Raw genomic sequence first — 18,356 nt, 5'->3', positions numbered from 1 at the left:
AGCAGGAAAGTCGCAATCTCCAGGCATTGAGCTTTCCACCGGCACAGCCTATAAGGCCGCGCGCAGTCGACGCATGTCAGCTGCTGGGGCGTCGCCAAGTGGTAAGGCATCGGTTTTTGGTACCGACATTCCCAGGTTCGAATCCTGGCGCCCCAGCCAAGCGCGCAAGGTCCGTTCCGGACACATAGGTTACGGTTTATACCGGAGACATGTTGTTGGAGCAGAATGAGAATCTATTCCGTCGCCGAGCGGATTGCCTTTGTCGTCACGCTCCTGGCCGTCCTCGTTCTCGCGCTGCTGCCGGCACATCGCCTCAAGCAATTCGGAATCGATATCGGCTTCCATTATGACAAGCTCAATCACGCCAGCGCATTCGCCGTGCTGGCTTTCCTGGGCAGCCTCGGCTGGCCGCGGCACAAGCCGGCGCTGATCGTCTTCCTCGCCTTTGTCGGCGCTGCCATAGAAATTCTCCAGGGCACCACGGCGATAGGCCGCGATTTCGACGTGCTCGACTGGGTTGCCGATTGCATTGGCATTGCATGCGGTCTGCTGGCCGCGATCTGGGCGACCTGGATCGTGCAACGCGCAAGGTGAGAAGAAGCCGAACCGACTGCCTTACCGCGAAAGACAACGCTCAAAATCAGGCTTCAGCACGGCACGTTGAGGTGAAGTCAGCTTGCCTCGCGCATGGCTTCGGCTGCCTGCAGATCGACCGAAACGAGCTGGCTGACGCCCTGCTCGGCCATGGTCACCCCGAACAGCCGGTCCATGCGCGCCATGGTGATCGGATTGTGGGTGATGATGACGAAGCGCGTCTCGGTGGTCTTGGCCATCTCGTCCATCAGATTGCAGAAGCGTTCGACATTGTGGTCGTCGAGCGGCGCATCGACCTCGTCGAGCACGCAGATCGGCGCCGGGTTGGTGAGGAACACGGCGAAGATCAGCGACATCGCCGTAAGCGCCTGTTCGCCGCCGGACAGCAGCGTCATGGTCTGCGGCTTCTTGCCGGGCGGACGGGCAAGGATTTCAAGCCCCGCCTCAAGCGGATCCTCGGATTCGATCAGCTGCAATTCCGCCGTGCCGCCGCCGAAGAGATGCGAAAACAGCCGCTGGAAATGGCCGTTGACCACGTCGAAGGCCGCGAGAAGCCGCTCGCGGCCCTCGCGGTTGAGGCTCTGGATCGCTTGCCGGAGCTTGCGGATCGCCTCGATGATGTCCTCGCGCTCCGAGACGATGGTCTCCAGCCGGTCCGAAAGCTCCTTCTGCTCTTCCTCGGCGCGCAGGTTAACGGCGCCGAGCCGCTCGCGCTCGATCTTCAGCCTGTCGAGCTGGCGCTCGATCTCGGCCATTTCGGGCATCGGATCGTCCGCTTCCAGCCCGGTATGGCGGATGACCAGATGTGGCGGCGTGTTCAGCGTCTCCTGGATGCGCGCCTCGACCTCCAGCCGGCGCTCGTCGGCCGCGGTCAAGCGCTCCTCGGCGCGGACACGGGTCTCGCGCGCCTCGGCCAGCGACTGGATGGCGCCGGTGGCCGCCTTGTCCAGTTCGGCCTGCCTGTTCTCCGCTTCCTGCAGACGGTCGGCTGCCGCCTTGCGCAAGGTCTCGGCTTCGGTGAGCTGCGACAGCAAGGCGCGCCGCTTGGCATCGATCTCGTCGGGTGCGTCGGCCAATCTCTCGCGTTCGGCCTCGGCCTCTGCCTTGCGTTCGCCCAGCGAGGCGATCTGCGTCGAAGCGTTCTCGGCGCGCTCCAGCCAGTTGCTGCGCTCGGCGCCGATCGCATCGAGCCGGCGCGAACGCGCCTCGGCCTCCCGCCGCAACCCTTCATGGACGGCACGCGCATCGGCGAGCGTGGCGCGGTCGCGGGCGACATTGGCCGAGGATTGCTCGAGCTGTATCTGCAGGTCGCCGAGATCGGGCGCGTCCTGCAGCAGCATTTCCGCCTCGGCAAAGGCGGCCGAAGTTTCTTCATGACTGTCGACAATACGGGCGCGGGCCTCGTCCAGGGCGGCGCGCCGGCTCGCCAACTCGCCGCCGGCCTTTTCGGCTTCGGCCAGCGCGTTGCGGGCGGCGTCCAGCCCGTGCTGGGCGTCGCGTCCGGCCTGACGCGCGGCGCGCTCGGCCTCGCTGGCCTCGCGAAGCGACTGTTCGGCCTGTGCGAGCACTGCCTCGGCCTCGCGCAGCACAAGCGTCGCCTGCACCGCTTCGGCATCGAGCTCGGCCAGCCGGTTCTTTTGCGCCAGGCGTTGCGCGGCCGCGGTCGGCGCGTCGGCGCTGGCGGTCAGCCCGTCCCACCGCCACAGCGCGCCCTCAGGGCTGACCAGCCTCTGGCCGGGCGCGAGCAGCCCTTGCAGGCGGCGGCCGTCGGCGGCTTCGACAATGCCGATCTGCGCCAGCCGGCGGGCAAGCTGCGCCGGGGCACGTACCACGCTGGCCAGGCTCTTGATGCCTTCGGGAAGCGCGGCGTCACCGGTCTGGATCGCGCTCTCGCCCCAATGCACCGGGGCGCTGCGGTCGAGCGGCACGTCAAGGTCCTCGCCGAGGGCGGCGCCCAAGGCCGTCTCATAGCCGCGCTCGACGCTGATCTGTTCCAGCACGGACGGGAAGAGATCGCCGCTGGCTGCGTTCAGGATCTTGGCCAGCGTGCGGGCTTCGGTTTCGATGCGCGCCAGTTCGGCCCTGGCGTCCTGTAACGGCGGGCGGGCGGCATTTTCGGCGGCGCGCGCCTCGGCGACCGCCTGTTCGGCGGCAATCGCGCCGGCCTCGCTCTCTTCGAGCCGCGCCAGCGCGTCCTCGACCAGAAGTCGCTTCTCGGCCGGGTCGGGCAGGCCCGCGACTTTGGAGAGCATTTCCGACAATTCGCGGTCGACATCGGCGAGTTGGCGGGCGAAACGGTCCCGACGCTCGGCGGTCTCGCGCAGCGTCCGCTCGACCTGATTGCGCGAAGCGGCGGCCTCGGCCCGCTCGGCGGTAAGTGCTGCAAGCCTGGCTTCGCTCTGCGAGAGCGTCGCGGCTGCCTGTTCGAAGGCGGCGCGGGTGGTTGCTTCACGCTCGGCCGCGCCGCCATTTTCGGAGTTGAGCGCTGCTTCCTCGGCGCGCAGGCGTTCCAGGATATCCGCATTGTCGCGCACCATGCGCTCCTCGCGGGCGATGTCACCGTCGAGCTGCTGGAGCCGGCGCTCGAGTTCCGCCTGACGGGCGCGGATGCGGCCGGCTTCTTCCTCGATCTGCGATCTGGCGATCGACAGGCGCTGGAAGGCCGCGGCCGCCGCAGCTTCGGCGTCACGCAAATCGGGCAGCCGATGCGCGCCGATACCTTGCTCCCTGGCGGCCGCCATCTGGGCGGCGGCGCGGTCGCCAACCAGGGCGGTGGCGACGGCCAGCGCCGAACGTGCCTCGCCTTCCTGGGCCTTGGCCAGCGTCCAGCGCAGATGGAGCAGCGTCGCCTCGGCCTTGCGGATGTCGGCCGACAGGTTCTTGAAGCGGGAGGCCTGGCGTGCTTGGCGCTTCAGGCTTTCGATCTGGCTTTCCAGCTCGCCAACGACGTCATCCAGGCGCTCGAGGTTCTGCTCGGCGGCCTTGAGCCTGAGTTCGGCCTCGTGGCGGCGCGTATGCAGGCCGGAAATGCCGGCCGCTTCTTCCAGCAGGGCGCGGCGCGCCTGGGGCTTGGCCTGGATCAGCTCGCCGATGCGACCCTGGCCAACCATCGAGGGCGAACGCGCGCCGGTCGACTGGTCGGCGAACAGAAGCTGCACGTCCTTGGCGCGCGCTTCCTTGCCGTTGATACGGTAGAGCGAGCCCGCCTCACGCTCGATGCGGCGCGAGACCTGCAATTCGTCGGCGTCGTTGAAGGCTGCCGGCGCCGAGCGATCGCTGTTGTCGAGGAACAACGTGACCTCGGCGGTATTGCGTGCCGGGCGCGTGCCCGAGCCGGAAAAGATCACGTCGTCCATGCCGGACGCGCGCATGTTCTTGTAGGAGCTTTCGCCCATCACCCAGCGCAGCGCCTCGACAAGGTTAGACTTGCCGCAGCCGTTCGGCCCGACAATGCCCGTCAGGCCGCGTTCGATCACGAACTCGCCTGGTTCGACGAAGGATTTGAAACCGAGGAGGCGAAGGCGCGAAAACTTCATTCACGCCGCCCTGAAAGCGACTTTTGCGAAAACGCGCCGCGGGTTTGCGGCGGCGCGCAGCACGGCCAAAGGCCACGCATGCCGAAGCGCTGCCGCTTCGGCATCGCCAGGACGTCAGAGCTGAGGGTCGATGATGGCCGACATTTCCTCAATCGACATCGCCCCTTTGTAGGTCTTTCCGTTGATGAAGAAGGTCGGCGTCGAGTCGACCTTGAATTCGTCGGCGCCGCGTTTCTGGACCGCCCTCACATCGTCCAGAAGTTTCTGGTCCGTCAAGCAGGCTTCGAAGGACTCCTGTGTAAAACCGGCGAGCTTGGAGATTTGCAGCAGCGCATCCTTGGTGTTGGACACGCCCACCCAGTTCGCCTGCTGCTTGAACAGGACATCCACCATCGGGAAGTAGTTGTCCTTGGCGCAGCGCGCCAGCATGAAACCGGCCTCGGCGCTCGGATCGAACGGGAATTCGCGCAGAATATAGCGCGCCTTGCCGGTATCGATGTATTTCTTCTTCAATTCCGGAAAGGTGGTTTCGGCAAAATGCGCGCAATGCGGGCAGGTCATCGAGGCGTATTCGACGATCGTGACCTTGGCGTCGTCCTTGCCGAGTTGCTTGTCGGGCAATGCGCCGGGCTTAAGCAGTTCGGCCATGTCGACGGTGCCTTGAGCCTCCGGCGCCTTGACGGCGGCCGGCGTGGCCGATGTCGCGGGTGCGGCGGGAGCGGCAGGCTTCACATCGGCCGCCTTGGCTTCCTCACCAGAGTCGCTGCATGCCGCAAGCACGGCCACCACCGGAATGGCGGCCAGCGAAGACAGCAGGTTTCTGCGGGACAAGCTTTTGCCGAACGGAGGACGGTTCATACGAATCACCTGACAGGGGTTGGATTTTGCAACGCAAAGGCACGAAAAGGCGAGAGTTGGCGCGAATTAAGGCATCGCCGTCCCCAATCCAATCGTGAAACTTGAAGCTTATAATCACGAAATCGCGAGATTGGCGACGGTGCTATGACTTTCTTTGTCCCAGAATAGTGGCGCCGAGCCGCTCCAGAGAGGCACGCAGGCCATCGTCTTCTATCTTGCCGACGATGTGCGACAGTCTTGATTTTTCCGCCTCATTGAGAGGCCTGACGGGTGGTTTCGGCCGCGCCTTTTCACTTAGAACCGGCTTCTGCACTATCCTGATGCGGCCGATGGCCGTGAAGCCGAGAAATGCATTGACGCGATTGATGATCTCGCCGGCCTCATGCTGCAGATGGAGCGCCGCCATGCCCTCGCAGGCGATCACCAGCACGGCCGGCTCGAACGGGTCGTCTTCGTGCAGCCGCCGAGGCCACTGGATCTTTTCAGGGCGCGAATGGCCGGCCAGGCGCGAACCGGCAATCTCTTCCCACGACTGGACCAGGCTGACCGAAATGCCCGCCCGCTTGCGCAGCACCGGGTCGAGGATCGCGGTGGCGAGATCGCTCACCGGAACGGGATTGCCGAAGGGCTTTTTCCCTGCCATGTGCGTTCTCCAGCCACCCACCTCCACTCTTCCCGGCCGAGGCCGATACGAGATCAATGGCACCGCACGAGCAGACCCGCAAGGCCATATCAGAGGACAGCAGCAGCAAAGCTGCGTCTAGTGACAGCAGCAAAGCTGCGTCTAGTGACAGCAGCAGAGCTGCGTCCGGGGACAGCAGCAAAGCTGGCGATACCGCATCCCGCCTGCTCGCATGGTACGACGTGCATCATCGCGAGTTGCCGTGGCGCGTGACCCCGCGCGACCATGCCCGTGGCGTGCGGCCCGATCCTTACCGGATCTGGCTGTCGGAGGTCATGCTGCAGCAGACCACGGTTGAAGCCGTGAAGGCCTATTTTCGCGCCTTTGTCGAGAAATGGCCTGATGTCGCGGCGCTGGCGGCGGCGCCCGTCGAGGACGTGATGAAAGCCTGGGCAGGGCTCGGCTACTATTCCCGTGCCCGCAACCTCAAGGCCTGTGCCGATCTGGTGGCCGGGCGCGACGGCCGGTTTCCGGATACGGAAGCCGGCTTGAAGGAATTGCCGGGTATCGGCGCCTATACTTCGGCGGCGATCGCGGCGATCGCTTTCGACCGGCCGGCTGCCGTCGTCGATGGCAATGTCGAACGTGTCGTGACCCGCCTGTTCTCCATTGCCACGCCGCTCAGCGAAGCCAAGGCCGACATTCGCGCCCGTGTCGAGCGCATGGTTCCCACGACGAGGCCCGGCGATTTCGCTCAGGCGATGATGGACCTCGGCGCCACGATCTGTACCCCGCGCCGGCCGCGCTGCATGCTTTGCCCGCTGCGCGAGGGCTGCAGCGCGGTCGTTTCAGGCGATCCTGAACAATATCCCGTGCGCCTGCCCAAGGCCGACAAACCGCTGCGGCGCGGCGCAGCCTTCGTCGCCGTGCGAAGCGACGGTGCCATTCTTCTGCGCAAACGCGCCGACAAAGGGCTGCTCGGCGGCATGACCGAGGTGCCGACGACCGGCTGGACGGCGCGGCTGGACGGCGCGACCACAGCGGCGGCCGCACCCTTTCCCGGCGACTGGCGACAAGCCGGCCGGATCGCGCATGTCTTCACCCATTTTGCGCTCGAGCTCGAAATCTTCCTCGCCCGAAGCACCGGCGAGACGCCCGCCGGGCATTTCTGGTCGCTGCCGTCGGACATTTCGGGTGAAGCGCTGCCCACTGTCATGAAAAAGGCAATCGAGGCTGCGATACCCGGCGCGACGAAAAAAGCCGTCACCGAACAGTGCAGAGAGGCCCCATGACTGAAATCCGCCACATCGTGTTCGACATCGGCAAAGTGCTGATCCACTACGATCCGAACATCCCGTTCAGCCGGCTTATTCCCGATGCCGAGGAGAGAAAGTGGTTCTTCGACAATGTCTGCACGCATGACTGGAACATCGAGCAGGACCGCGGCCGGACATGGGAAGAGGCGGAAACGCTGCTGATCGCGGACCACCCGGATCACGCGGAAAACATCCGCAATTTTCGCCGCCACTGGCACGACATGGTGCCGCATGCCTATGACGACAGCGTCGCCATCATGGTCGGTCTGATCGACAGCGGCCACGATGTCACCATGCTGACCAACTTCGCCGCCGATACGCTGGCCGAAGCGCGCAAACGCTTCGATTTTCTCAATCGTCCGCGCGGTGTCACCATTTCGGGTGAGATCGGCAAGATCAAGCCGGATCGCGACATCTACGACCATCACGTCGCCGCGTTCGAGCTCGAACCGTCCGCGACGCTGTTCATCGACGACAGCCAGAAGAATGTCGACGGCGCCAAAGCGGCCGGCTGGCAGGCAGTGCTGTTCACCGATGCCAAGACACTTCAAGCAGACCTTGAGCGGCTCGGAATCAAGGCGTGATTTGAATCGCTTCCAGTACTTCGTTGAGACTTTGAACCAACGCCAAGGCCGCGGCAATCGGCAGGGTCAGCCCCCTGCCCTTTCCATGCCGAGACGCGCGATGCGACGCAGTTCGTCGATCGGGGTCAGGCCGCCGCTGCGCTCATAGTGCCAGAAGGTCCAGCCGTTGCAGGCATCCAGGCCCTGAACTTCGGCGCCGATCTTGTGGATCGATCCGGCACTGTCGCCGATCGCCACCGTGCCGTCGGCGCGGACCTTGGCCGCCCAGCGCTTCTTGGCGTCGTAGAGCGTCGCGCCGGGCGTCACCAGCCCCGTGTCGATCAGGCTGACGAAGGCGACGCGCGGCTCGGCGCGCTTGCCGGTGAGCACGGTCAGGTCCGCGCCGTCGAGCGGCCGCACCGCGTCGATGCGCTCATTGGCGGCGTCGATATAGGCCTGCTCGCGCTCTATGCCGACAAAATGCCTGCCGAGGCGCTTCGCCACCGCGCCTGTCGTGCCGGAGCCGAAGAAGGGATCGAGCACGACGTCGCCGGGCTTGGTCGAGGCCATCATGACGCGGGCGAGCAGCGCCTCCGGCTTCTGCGTCGGGTGCAGTTTATCGCCATTGTCGTTCTTCAGACGCTCGCCACCGGTGCAGATCGGGAACAGCCAGTCGGAACGCATCTGTATGTCGTCGTTCGACGCCTTCAACGCTTCGTAGTTGAAGGTATAGCCCTTGCCCTTCTGGTCGCGGGAGGCCCAGATCATCGTCTCATGCGCGTTCTGGAAGCGGCGGCCGCGAAAATTCGGCATCGGGTTGGTCTTGCGCCATACGACGTCGTTGAGGATCCAGAAGCCGAGGTCCTGCATCTTGGCCCCGACCCGGAAGATGTTGTGATAGGAGCCGATGACCCAGATGGTGCCGTTGGGCTTCAGCACCCGGCGCGCGGCCAGCAGCCAGGCGCGCGTGAAGGCATCGTAGGCCTCGAAGCTCTCGAACCGGTCCCAGTCGTCGTCCACCGCATCGACCTTGGATTGGTCGGGCCGGTGCAGGTCGCCGTCGAGCTGCAGATTGTAGGGTGGATCGGCGAAGATGACGTCGATGCATTTTTCGGGCAGCCGGTCGAGCGCCGCGACGCAGTCGCCCTTCAGGATCGTGTCCAGCCATTCGGATTGCTGGGGAGCATGGGAAAGCTCGTCGACAAGACGCACGGCTGACATTTTTACACCCAAGGCACGCGTTACTGTTTACTCCCGGTTATGGTTACCGATCAGCGTAAATATTCGGTGAAGGGCAGCGATCGGACGCCGCCGGTTTGCGCCGACGTGCCCGTTGGTGTATGCCGCGCCGCCTGAAGCCTGCCCGTTCTCATTGCCCGGATCACCATGCCCCAGCCAGACCTTGTCATCTTCGATTGCGACGGCGTGCTCGTCGATTCCGAAATCATCGCCGCGCGCGTCGAGGCCGAGCTCCTGACCTTGTCCGGATACGAAATCTCGGCCGAGGAGATTGCCGAGACTTATGCGGGGCTGACGTTCAAGGACATTCTGATGCGGGTTGAGGAGAAGTCCAACATCCCGTTCCAGGTTTCGCTGATCGATCGCGCCGAAGAGCTGGTCGACCGGAAACTGCGCAGCGACGTTCGTGCCATCGAGGGCGTGCGCGAAGCGGTCGCCTCGGTGACGGCGCAACGTTGCATCTGCTCCAACTCACGCTCGGAGCGGATAGAATTCATGCTGGAGAAGGTGCATCTGCTGCCATTCTTTGCCGGGCGCATCTTCTCCGCGATGGAGACGCCGACCGGAAAAACCAAACCGGCTCCCGACGTGTTCCTGTTCGCCGCCGAAAAGCTCGGCGCCCATCCGGCAAACACTTTCGTCATCGAGGATTCCGTGCACGGCGTGACCGGCGCAAGGTCGGCAGGAATGCGTGTCATCGGGTTCACCGGCGCCGCCCATAGCTATCCCGGCCATGCCGATGCGCTGACGGAGGCGGGCGCCGAGACGGTGATCCGCCGCTGGGCGGATCTGAGCGGCACGCTGGCCGCCCTATCAGAATGGTCGGCGGACGCGTGAGCGTCCGCTAGGCCCCGACGAGCACCCCCGCGGATTTAGTTGGTCGCGGCGGCTTTCTTCCTGCTCTTCTTCGGTTTGTCGGTCGCGGCCTTCGGCGCATTTTCATCATAGCCGGCATAGGCCTGATAATCCTGCGCCGTCGGCGCCGGCACGACGACGTTGGAATCGGTGAAGACGAACTGCGTGGCGACCGAGGGGTCGGTAACCTGGACCTGGTATTGGTGGATCTGGGAATAAAGCACCTCAGTGCCATGCATTACCGCGGTGCGGATCGGCATGGTGATGGTGCCGGGCGTGAATTTCGGTCCCGGCACGATCTTGCCGGCGACGGCGATCTTCATCGTCAGCTGTCCGTCGGCGCGGCTGCAATCGCGGGTCACGTCGCTGATCGAGGCCTGATAAATGACCCTCGCCGAATCGTCCGGCGGAGTAGCAGCGGCAGCATCCGCCGCAGCCTGGGCCGCGGCATCCTGCGCGGCGTCGCCGGTCTTCTTGAGCTTGGGCCTGGGCTTCCGGGCTTCGTTGGCGTAGGTGTTGAAGAATGCCGTGCCGTCGCGAAGCATCACCCTCGGGCAATAGGCATTCAACTGGCTGGCCAAAATCTTGGGGTCCTGCGGCGGCGGTGGCGCGGTCGGGTCCTTCTTGCCAAAACCCAGGTTCAGCATACCGTTGTCGCCTGATTGGCAGCCGGCGGCGGCAAGCATAAAGCCGGTGAGCGCAAGACCCGCGAAAAAGCGACCGCTGAATGTATGAAACGCCATGAAACTGCACTTCCCTCTCGCAAAGCTGGTGACGTATATCAACCGCGCGGCAAAAATGCGACTGAGCCAGCGTAGAAATTAACCACCTTGCGTGGGTCGAAAACCCAAGGCAGTAACGGAATTGTGACGATGCAATATGTGAGTACCCGCGGCGAGGCGCCCGCGCTTGGGTTTTGCGATGCCGTCCTGACAGGCCTGGCACGCGACGGCGGGCTCTATGTGCCGCGCCAGTGGCCGCAATTCTCGATGGCCGAGATCCGCGCCATGCGCGGCCTGGCCTATCCCGAACTGGCCATCCGGGTGCTGTCGCCGTTCCTTGGCGACGAAATCCCGGCCCCCGTGTTCGAGCGCCTGGTGCGGGAGGCCTATGCCACCTTCCGCCACGAGGCTGTCTGCCCGCTGGTCCAGACCGGCCCCAACGCTTTTGTCCTCGAACTCTTCCATGGACCTACGCTCGCCTTCAAGGACGTGGCGATGCAGTTGCTCGCCCGGCTGATGGACCATGTGCTCGCCGAACGCAACCAGAATGCCACCATCGTCGGCGCCACATCGGGCGACACCGGCGGAGCAGCGATAGACGCCTTCGCCGGGCGCAGCCGCACCGACATCTTCATTCTCTTCCCGCATGGCCGCGTGTCGCCGGTGCAGCAACGGCAGATGACGACATCGAAGGCTGAGAACGTGCATGCCCTGGCGATCGAAGGCAATTTCGACGATTGCCAGGGCATGCTCAAGGACATGTTCAACGATCACGTCTTTCGCGACCGTGTCTCGCTGTCGGGGGTGAATTCGATCAACTGGGCCCGCATCATGGCCCAGATCGTCTATTATTTCTCCTCGGCCCTGTCGCTCGGCGCGCCCGATCGCCCCGTCTCCTTCACCGTGCCCACAGGGAATTTCGGCGATATCTTTGCCGGTTACGCCGCCAAAAAAATGGGCCTGCCGATCGATCGGCTGGTCATCGCCACCAACGACAACGACATACTGGCACGCACTTTCGCGACCGGCGAATACCGCACCAAGGGCGTGTTCGCGACCACCTCGCCTTCCATGGACATCCAGGTGTCGTCGAATTTCGAGCGCCTGCTGTTTGAGGCGTCGGGCCGCGACCCGGCGACCGTGCGGCGCTACATGGCCGGGCTCAAACAATCCGGCGCCTTCACCATAGAAGCCGCGGAAATCGCGGGGATGCGGGCCGAATTCGATGCCGGCCGCGCAGCTATGGACGAGGTCGCCGCGACGATACGCTCGACGCTCGCGGCTAGCAACTACCTGCTTGATCCGCATACCGCGGCAGCCGTGCATGTCGCGGCCGGCAAGGCTTCGAATGCCGTGCCGATGGTGGTGCTGGGCACTGCGCACCCAGCAAAATTCCCGGCCGCCGTCGAGGCCGCCAGCGGCGTGTCACCCGCACTGCCCGCATGGCTAGGTGGATTGATGACATCGGAGGAAAAATACACGGTACTTCCATCCGACCTGAAAATGGTGGAAGATTACGTCAGCCGCCGTGCGCGAGCGGCGCGTTAAGGAGTACGAACCATATGGGTGTTGAGGTAAGCCGTCTGTCGAACGGCCTGACAGTCGCCACCGAAACCCTTCCAAGCATCGAATCGGTTGCCCTGGGTGCCTGGGTCAAGTCGGGTGCCCGCAATGAGCGTGATGAAGAGCATGGCATGGCCCATCTGCTCGAGCACATGGCGTTCAAGGGCACAAAGCGGCGAACAGCCTTCGAGATCGCCTCGGAAATCGAGGACGTCGGCGGCGAGATCAACGCCGCCACCAGCGTCGAGACCACATCCTACTATGCCAGGGTGCTCTCCGACGACGTGCCGCTGGCCGTCGACATTCTTGCCGACATCCTGCAGGAATCGGAATTCGATCCGCAGGAGCTCGAACGCGAGCAACACGTGATCCTGCAGGAAATCGGCGCCGCGCACGACACGCCCGATGACATCGTGTTCGACCGGTTCACCGAGACCGCCTTTCGCCACCAGACCATCGGCCGCTCGATTCTGGGCACGCCGGAGACCGTCAAATCCTTTACCTCGAAGCAATTGCACGATTTCATCGAGCGCCAATACGGCGCCGAACGCATGGTGATCGTGGCCGCCGGCGACATCAAGCACGACAATTTCGTGCGCGAGGTGGAAAAGCAGCTCGGCGGTTTCCGCACCAAGGCCGACAACACCATCCCGCAATATGCGCAATATGTTGGCGGCGATTTCCGCGAGGACCGCGACCTGATGGACGCGCAGATCGTGCTGGGCTTCGAAGGCCGCGCCTACCATGTGCGCGATTTCTACGCCTCGCAGGTGCTGTCGATGATCCTCGGCGGCGGCATGTCGTCCAGGCTGTTCCAGGAAGTCCGCGAAAAGCGTGGCCTGTGCTATTCGGTCTATGCCTTCCACTGGGGCTTTTCCGACACCGGCATATTCGGCGTCCATGCCGCGACCGGGCAGAGCGACATCGCCGAACTGGTGCCCGTCATCATCGAGGAATTGCAGAAGGCCGGCGAGAACATCCTGCAGGAAGAGCTCGACCGGGCGCGCGCGCAATACCGCGCAGGTCTGATCATGTCGGCGGAAAGCCCGGCCAGCCGCGCCTCGCAGATCGCGAGACAGCTGCTCTTGTTCGGCCGGCCGATCGCCAAGGAGGAACTGATGGAGCGGCTGTCGGCGCTGACGGTCGATCGTTTGACCGACCTGTCGTCACGGCTGTTCTCGACCAAACCGACGCTTACCGCTGTAGGGCCCGTGGGTACGCTGGCGCCATACGAAGCGATCCTCGATTCGCTTCCGGGCACGCCCACCACGGCCCGCAAGCTCGCCGTCTAAGCCCGCACAAGCGCCGTGTTCGCGCTCCCTTTCTTTCGCCGCGACCTGCCGGCACTGAAGGGCGACCGCGTGACGCTGCGCGTGCCGTTCACCAATGACTACCGGGAGTGGTCGACTGTGCGCGGCGAGAGCCGGGCATTCCTCGAACCATGGGAGCCGCGCTGGGCGCCGGACGAGCTTGATCGGGCGGCATGGCGACTGCGCATCAGCCGCTACCGCGAGGACTATGCGCAAGGGACGGCGATCGCCTTCTTCATATTCGAGAAATCGAGCGGCAGGTTGGCTGGCGGAATTACGCTCGGCAACATACGCCACGGGGTCTCGCAAAGCGGGCATGTCGGCTACTGGATCGGCGAGCGCTTCGGCGGCCGTGGCCTGATGACCGACGCCGTCAAGGTCGTGACCCGCTTCGCCTTCGATACGCTGAGGTTGCACCGGATCGAAGCGGCCTGTATTCCCGACAATATCAGGTCGATCCGTGTGCTTGAAAAAGCCGGATTCCGGCGCGAAGGACTTCTGCGATCCTACCTCAGGATCAATGGCATCTGGCAGGACCACTACCTCTACGCCCGGATCGCGGACGATCCGCCAGGCGCTGGAACGAAGGACTGATTTTTGACGAAATTCCTGCGCAACGGGCCGCTGTTCGCCTTTGTCCTCGCGACGATCCTGACGCTGTGCGCGGCGTCCTCGGCCTTTGCCGTCGAACCGATCAAGATCGCTCGCGACGATGTCGCGCTCGATCTGTCCGGCGCCGTGGAAATCTACCGCAACCAGGGCGAAAACTTCCAGGTTTCGACCGCGCCCGGGCCCGACGGCATCGTACGACGCATCGAGGTCGAGGCCAATGACGCCCGTTCCACCGGCGACTGGGCCGTGTTCGCGCTTGCCAACACCACCGACCAGCAACTCGATCGGCTGATCGTGGCGCCGCATTTCCGACTGGTCAATTCCGGCATCTTCTGGCCGGATCTCGGCTCGACCCGTATCGCCGCCATCACGCCCAGCGAAGGCTTTGCGCTCGACCGCCAGAGCAGCCCGGACGCCGACGTCTTCCGGGTGACGCTGAACCCGGGAACGGTGATCACCTTCATCGCCGAACTCGCCTCGCCCAAGCTGCCGCAGGTCTATCTCTGGGACCCGGAATCCTACAAGGACTCAGTCAATTCCTACACGTTGTTCCGCGGCATCGTCATCGGCATCGCCGGGCTTCTCGCGCTGTTCCTGACCATCCTGTTCGTGGTCAAGGGAACCTCCATGTTCCCTGCGACCGCAGCACTCGCCTGGGCCGTGCTTGCCTATATCTGCGTCGATTTCGGCTTCCTCAACAAGATCATCGAGATATCGCCCGGCAACGAGCAGATGTGGCGGGCGGGAACGGAGGTGGCCCTGGCGGCGACCTTCGTGGTGTTCCTGTTCGCCTATCTCAACCTCAACCGATGGCACGGCCATTTCAGCTATGGGGCGCTGGTCTGGATCCTCGGGCTGCTCTTGATCGCCGGCGTCGCCATCGTCGACCCGGCGGTCGCCGCGGGCATCGCCAGGCTGTCCTTCGCCGCCACCGCGCTGACCGGGCTCGGCCTGATCATCTTCCTCGGCATACGCGGCTATGACCGTGCCATCATGCTGGTGCCCAGTTGGGTGATGGTGCTGTTGTGGCTATGCGGATCGTGGATGGCGATAACCGGCATGCTCGACAACGACATCGCCCAGCCGGCGCTTGGCGGCGGTCTGATCCTCATCATCCTGCTGATCGGCTTCACCGTCATGCAGCATGCCTTTGCCGGCGGCGCGCTGCACCAGGGTCTGTTCTCCGACCTCGAGCGGCAGGCGCTGGCGGTGGCCGGCTCGGGCGACACGGTGTGGGACTGGGACGTGCTGCGCGACCGCGTCGTCACCAAGCCCGACGTCAGCATCCAGCTCGGCCTCGCCCCTAACAGCCTGGGGGGTGCAGCCCGCAACTGGCTGCCGGTGCTGCATGTCGATGACCGCGACACGTTCCGCACCACGCTCGACGTGGTGCTCGAGCACCGGCGCGGCAAGGTGGCGCAGAACTTCCGGCTGCGCGGCGCCGACGGCCATTATCACTGGTTTGCGCTGCGCGCGCGCCCGGTTATCGGATCGGACGGCGAGGTCATCCGCTGTGTCGGCACCATGGTAGACGTCACCGAGCAGAAAAAATCCGAGGAGAGGCTGCTGCACGACGCGGTGCACGACAACCTCACCGGCCTGCCCAATCGCGAATTGTTCATGAACCGCCTCGAGGCGATCATCTCGATCGCACGGACCGAAGAGAAGGTGCGCCCGACCGTCTTCGTCATCGACATCGACCGCTTCAAGCAGGTCAATGACGGGCTCGGCATCTCGGCCGGCGACACCATCCTGCTCACCATCGCGCGACGCCTGCACCGGCTCTTGAAGCCGAAGGACTCGCTGTCACGCTTCGCCGGCGACCAGTTCGCCTTGATGCTGCTTTCCGAGCAGGACCCGGCCCGCATCGCGGCGGTGGCGGACGCCATCAAGCATGCCATCAACGCCCCGATCACCTTTGCCAAGCGCGAGATCGTGCTGACCGCCTCGATCGGGCTGATCACCTGGACCTCGGCGCAGACCTCGGCCGAGGACATGGTCAAGGACGCCGAGCTTGCCATGCATCAGGCCAAGCGCTTCGGCGGCGACAGGATCGAACCGTTCCGCCCGGCCTTCCGCACCGTCGGCACCGATCGGCTGCAGTTCGAATCCGACCTGCGCCGTGCCATCGAACGGCGCGAATTCACGCTTGCCTACCAGCCGATCGTTCGGCTGGAAGATGGCAGCGTCGCCGGCTTCGAGGCATTGCTGCGCTGGGACCATCCGCGCCGCGGCATGATCCCGCCGGCGGATTTCATTCCGGTCGCCGAAAGCTGCGGGCTGATCGTACAGCTTGGGCTGTTCGCCATGCAGCAGGCCGCCGAGGATCTGGCGGCATGGCAAAAGCAGATCGGCGACGCGCCGCTGTCGGTTTCGGTCAACCTTTCCAGCCGCCAGCTCATCCGCCGCGACCTGGTCAGCGACGTCCGCTCCGTGATTGCGCGGGCCAATCTGAAGCCGCGCTGCTTCCGGCTCGAGCTCACGGAATCGCTGGTTATGGACAATCCCGAGCAGACTGCCCATGTGCTGACCAAGCTGAAGCAGCTCGGCATCGGCCTGTCGCTGGACGATTTCGGTACCGGCTATTCTTCGCTCGCCTATCTGACGCGCTTTCCCTTCGACACGATCAAGATCGACAAGAGTTTCGTGGACGACAGCACGCCCAAACGCGCCGTGCTGCTCAAATCCATGGTCAGCATGGCGCATGAGCTCGGCCTGTCGGTGGTCGCCGAAGGCATTTCGGACGAGCGCGACGCGCTAGAGCTGCGCCAGATGGGCTGCGAATATGTGCAGAGCTTCATGTTCGGCGCCCCGATGCCCGGGGATCAGGTGCTGAAGACGCTGAAGGAACAGTATCCGCTGACGCAGGCGTAGTTGGCTTTCACGCCGCTGGAGCTCAGGCGTGGCCGGCCGCTACACTCAAATGCGCGAGGTCGATGCCGATCGAGGCGAGAATCCGGTCGTATTTGCGCTCGATGTCGGTATCGAACAGAAGCTCCGGAGTGGCCGGACAGGTCAGCCAGCCGTTTTCGGCTATCTCGGTTTCCAACTGGCCGGCGCCCCAACCCGAATAGCCCAGCGCCATCAGCGCGTGACGGGGTCCCCGGCCCGACGATATAGCGCGCAATATGTCGACGGTCGCGGTCAGGCAGACATCGTCGGAAACGGTCAACGAAGACTCCACCCGGTAATCGCCCGTATGCAGCACGAAGCCGCGGCTGCGGTCGACGGGCCCGCCATTGCGAACGACGAAATCACGGGTACGGGCGGGCAACCGGATCGCCTCGTGCTCGTTCATGATGCCAAGTTGCACCAAAAGGTCCGGAAACAGCATCTGCTGCGTCTGGTTGATGATCAGGCCCATCGCGCCCTCATCGCTGTGGGCGCAAATGTAGATGACCGAGCGCGTGAAACGGTCGTCCTTCATGCCAGGCATGGCGATGAGGAACTGATCGTCGAGAAAGCCACTGCCGGCGGCCGTCTTCTTGTGGCGCAACAAGTCCATGATCAGAGGGTAACGCGTTTCCCGGGCGCCGAAAAGATGTACCGCGCCGGTTTTCGACCAAGCCCGTGCCGCAGGCCGATCATTACCTGCGGCAAAGGTCACGCAAATATGATACCGGCAAGACCATGAAATCATTGCACGGCCATGAACGGACGATCAAATCATCCCCATGCAAAGCTTGAAAATCCTGTTGCTCGGCGCCGTTATCGGATCGGCAATCACACTCCCAGCCGCCGCCTCTTCGTCCGCCTGGTACAACAGCGAAGGCGGCAAGGTACGGCTGGTGACGAGCGGCAAGCCCGACGATGCCGGCCGCATTCGGGGCGTTCTCGACATAGCGCTCAAGCCTGGCTGGAAGACTTATTGGCGCGACCCGGGCGACGCGGGCGTGCCGCCGCAACTCGATATCTCGGCCAGCACCAACATTTCCGATGCCAGCCTTTCCTTCCCGGCGCCGAAGCGTCATGACGACGGCTACGGCAAATGGGCGGGCTACGACTATCCGGTCTCGCTGCCGGTGACGTTCACGCTGTCGGCCGCGAAGGATCCGTCCGTCATCGACGCCGACATTTTCCTCGGCATTTGCGAGACGATATGCATCCCTGTGCAGACGCGGCTGACCGTCGACCCCGGCTCCGACCCGGACAATGCCGAGGACGCGGAGCTGGTCAAGGCGAGCTTCGCCGCCTTGCCCGCGCCGGCAAGATCCGACTTCGGCATCAACGTGCTGCCGGGCGACCATGAAACGCTGGTTGTGGAGGCGAGCTTTCCCGGCGATCCGGAAGCGGCGGACTTCTTCGTCGCAGGAGACCGCGACTACATGTTCGGTTCGCCGGCGCGCAGCCAGAAGGACGGCAAGCTGGTCTTCACTGTGCCGATCCTCGACCGGCCATCGACGACCCCCACGGATGGCGGACTTCACTATACACTGACGAGTTCGGCAGGCGCGGTCGAAGGGCTCTTGCCTTTCCCTTGATCCAGCCCTCCGCGATGGTTGCGGGAAACCGCATAGTTCGCTACCCAAGGCTACGTCCTTCCCCATTCTCCCAAGCGAGGAACTC

General features: G+C 64.1%; 15 protein-coding genes and 1 tRNA gene. 10 read left to right on the top strand and 6 right to left on the bottom strand.

Going from position 1 to position 18,356, the window contains the following annotated elements:
* Positions 1-84: 84 nt before the first annotated feature.
* Together FJ951_RS10235 and FJ951_RS10230 are read left to right on the top strand one after the other, a co-directional pair.
* Positions 85-159: transfer RNA gene (locus tag FJ951_RS10235), tRNA-Gln, on the top strand.
* Positions 160-225: 66 nt separating this feature from the next.
* Entirely contained in the window at positions 226-594 is a 369-nt protein-coding gene (locus FJ951_RS10230) for a VanZ family protein (protein WP_140494924.1), read from the top strand.
* Between the two features lie 77 nt (positions 595-671).
* Here FJ951_RS10230 and smc read toward each other — a convergent pair whose 3' ends face one another.
* The 3 genes from smc to FJ951_RS10215 all read right to left on the bottom strand — a co-directional run bounded on the left by smc (position 672) and on the right by FJ951_RS10215 (position 5,631).
* Positions 672-4,130, bottom strand: coding sequence for a chromosome segregation protein SMC (gene smc, locus FJ951_RS10225; protein ID WP_140514845.1), 3,459 nt, complete (start codon positions 4,128-4,130; stop codon positions 672-674).
* Positions 4,131-4,244: 114 nt separating this feature from the next.
* Positions 4,245-4,988, bottom strand: coding sequence for a DsbA family protein (locus tag FJ951_RS10220; protein ID WP_140494928.1), 744 nt, complete (start codon positions 4,986-4,988; stop codon positions 4,245-4,247).
* A 142-nt stretch (positions 4,989-5,130) separates the two neighbouring features.
* On the bottom strand, positions 5,131-5,631 hold the full coding sequence (locus FJ951_RS10215) for a DUF721 domain-containing protein (RefSeq protein WP_140494930.1): 501 nt from the start codon (positions 5,629-5,631) through the stop codon (positions 5,131-5,133).
* 56 nt (positions 5,632-5,687) lie between these two features.
* On the opposite strand from FJ951_RS10215, the gene mutY reads away from it, so the two are divergent.
* Entirely contained in the window at positions 5,688-6,902 is a 1,215-nt protein-coding gene (gene mutY, locus FJ951_RS10210) for an A/G-specific adenine glycosylase (protein WP_140494932.1), read from the top strand.
* Positions 6,899-7,510, top strand: a complete 612-nt coding sequence (locus FJ951_RS10205) for an HAD family phosphatase (protein WP_140494934.1) — start codon at positions 6,899-6,901, stop codon at positions 7,508-7,510. The genes mutY and FJ951_RS10205 overlap by 4 nt, the downstream gene beginning before the upstream one ends.
* 66 nt (positions 7,511-7,576) lie before the next feature.
* Here the strand turns inward: FJ951_RS10205 and FJ951_RS10200 are convergent, their stop codons facing one another.
* Entirely contained in the window at positions 7,577-8,710 is a 1,134-nt protein-coding gene (locus FJ951_RS10200) for a site-specific DNA-methyltransferase (protein ID WP_140514844.1), read from the bottom strand.
* A gap of 165 nt (positions 8,711-8,875) precedes the next feature.
* On the opposite strand from FJ951_RS10200, the gene FJ951_RS10195 reads away from it, so the two are divergent.
* Complete coding sequence (locus FJ951_RS10195; protein WP_140514843.1) at positions 8,876-9,565, top strand: HAD family phosphatase; 690 nt, start codon at positions 8,876-8,878, stop codon at positions 9,563-9,565.
* A 35-nt stretch (positions 9,566-9,600) separates the two neighbouring features.
* Here the strand turns inward: FJ951_RS10195 and FJ951_RS10190 are convergent, their stop codons facing one another.
* The gene (locus FJ951_RS10190; protein WP_140514841.1) at positions 9,601-10,326 is read right to left on the bottom strand and encodes a hypothetical protein; all 726 of its coding nucleotides are present in this window, start codon (positions 10,324-10,326) and stop codon (positions 9,601-9,603) included.
* A 129-nt stretch (positions 10,327-10,455) separates the two neighbouring features.
* Here FJ951_RS10190 and thrC point away from each other — a divergent pair, with 129 nt between their 5' ends.
* From thrC to FJ951_RS10170, 4 genes are read left to right on the top strand one after another with little or no spacing between them, the layout of a single operon-like run.
* Positions 10,456-11,853: a threonine synthase gene (thrC, locus tag FJ951_RS10185; RefSeq protein WP_140514840.1), complete on the top strand. Its 1,398-nt coding sequence runs from the start codon at positions 10,456-10,458 to the stop codon at positions 11,851-11,853.
* Positions 11,854-11,867: 14 nt separating this feature from the next.
* A complete protein-coding gene (locus FJ951_RS10180) occupies positions 11,868-13,160 on the top strand; it encodes a pitrilysin family protein (RefSeq protein ID WP_140494943.1) in 1,293 nt (430 codons plus the stop codon).
* 15 nt (positions 13,161-13,175) lie between these two features.
* Positions 13,176-13,772, top strand: a complete 597-nt coding sequence (locus FJ951_RS10175; RefSeq protein WP_140494945.1) for a GNAT family protein — start codon at positions 13,176-13,178, stop codon at positions 13,770-13,772.
* A gap of 3 nt (positions 13,773-13,775) precedes the next feature.
* Positions 13,776-16,664 (top strand): EAL domain-containing protein, encoded by a 2,889-nt coding sequence (locus FJ951_RS10170; RefSeq protein ID WP_140514838.1) that lies wholly within the window; start codon positions 13,776-13,778, stop codon positions 16,662-16,664.
* Between the two features lie 22 nt (positions 16,665-16,686).
* On the opposite strand, the gene FJ951_RS10165 is transcribed toward FJ951_RS10170, so the two are convergent.
* The gene (locus tag FJ951_RS10165; protein ID WP_140494949.1) at positions 16,687-17,295 is read right to left on the bottom strand and encodes a YqgE/AlgH family protein; all 609 of its coding nucleotides are present in this window, start codon (positions 17,293-17,295) and stop codon (positions 16,687-16,689) included.
* Positions 17,296-17,464: 169 nt separating this feature from the next.
* Between FJ951_RS10165 and FJ951_RS10160 the strand changes: the two genes are divergently transcribed.
* Positions 17,465-18,271: a protein-disulfide reductase DsbD domain-containing protein gene (locus tag FJ951_RS10160; RefSeq protein WP_140514836.1), complete on the top strand. Its 807-nt coding sequence runs from the start codon at positions 17,465-17,467 to the stop codon at positions 18,269-18,271.
* Positions 18,272-18,356 lie beyond the last annotated feature (85 nt).

Source organism: Mesorhizobium sp. B2-2-3 (genome assembly GCF_006442405.1).
Lineage (GTDB): Bacteria > Pseudomonadota > Alphaproteobacteria > Rhizobiales > Rhizobiaceae > Mesorhizobium.
This window is presented reverse-complemented; position numbering and strand designations above follow the sequence as displayed.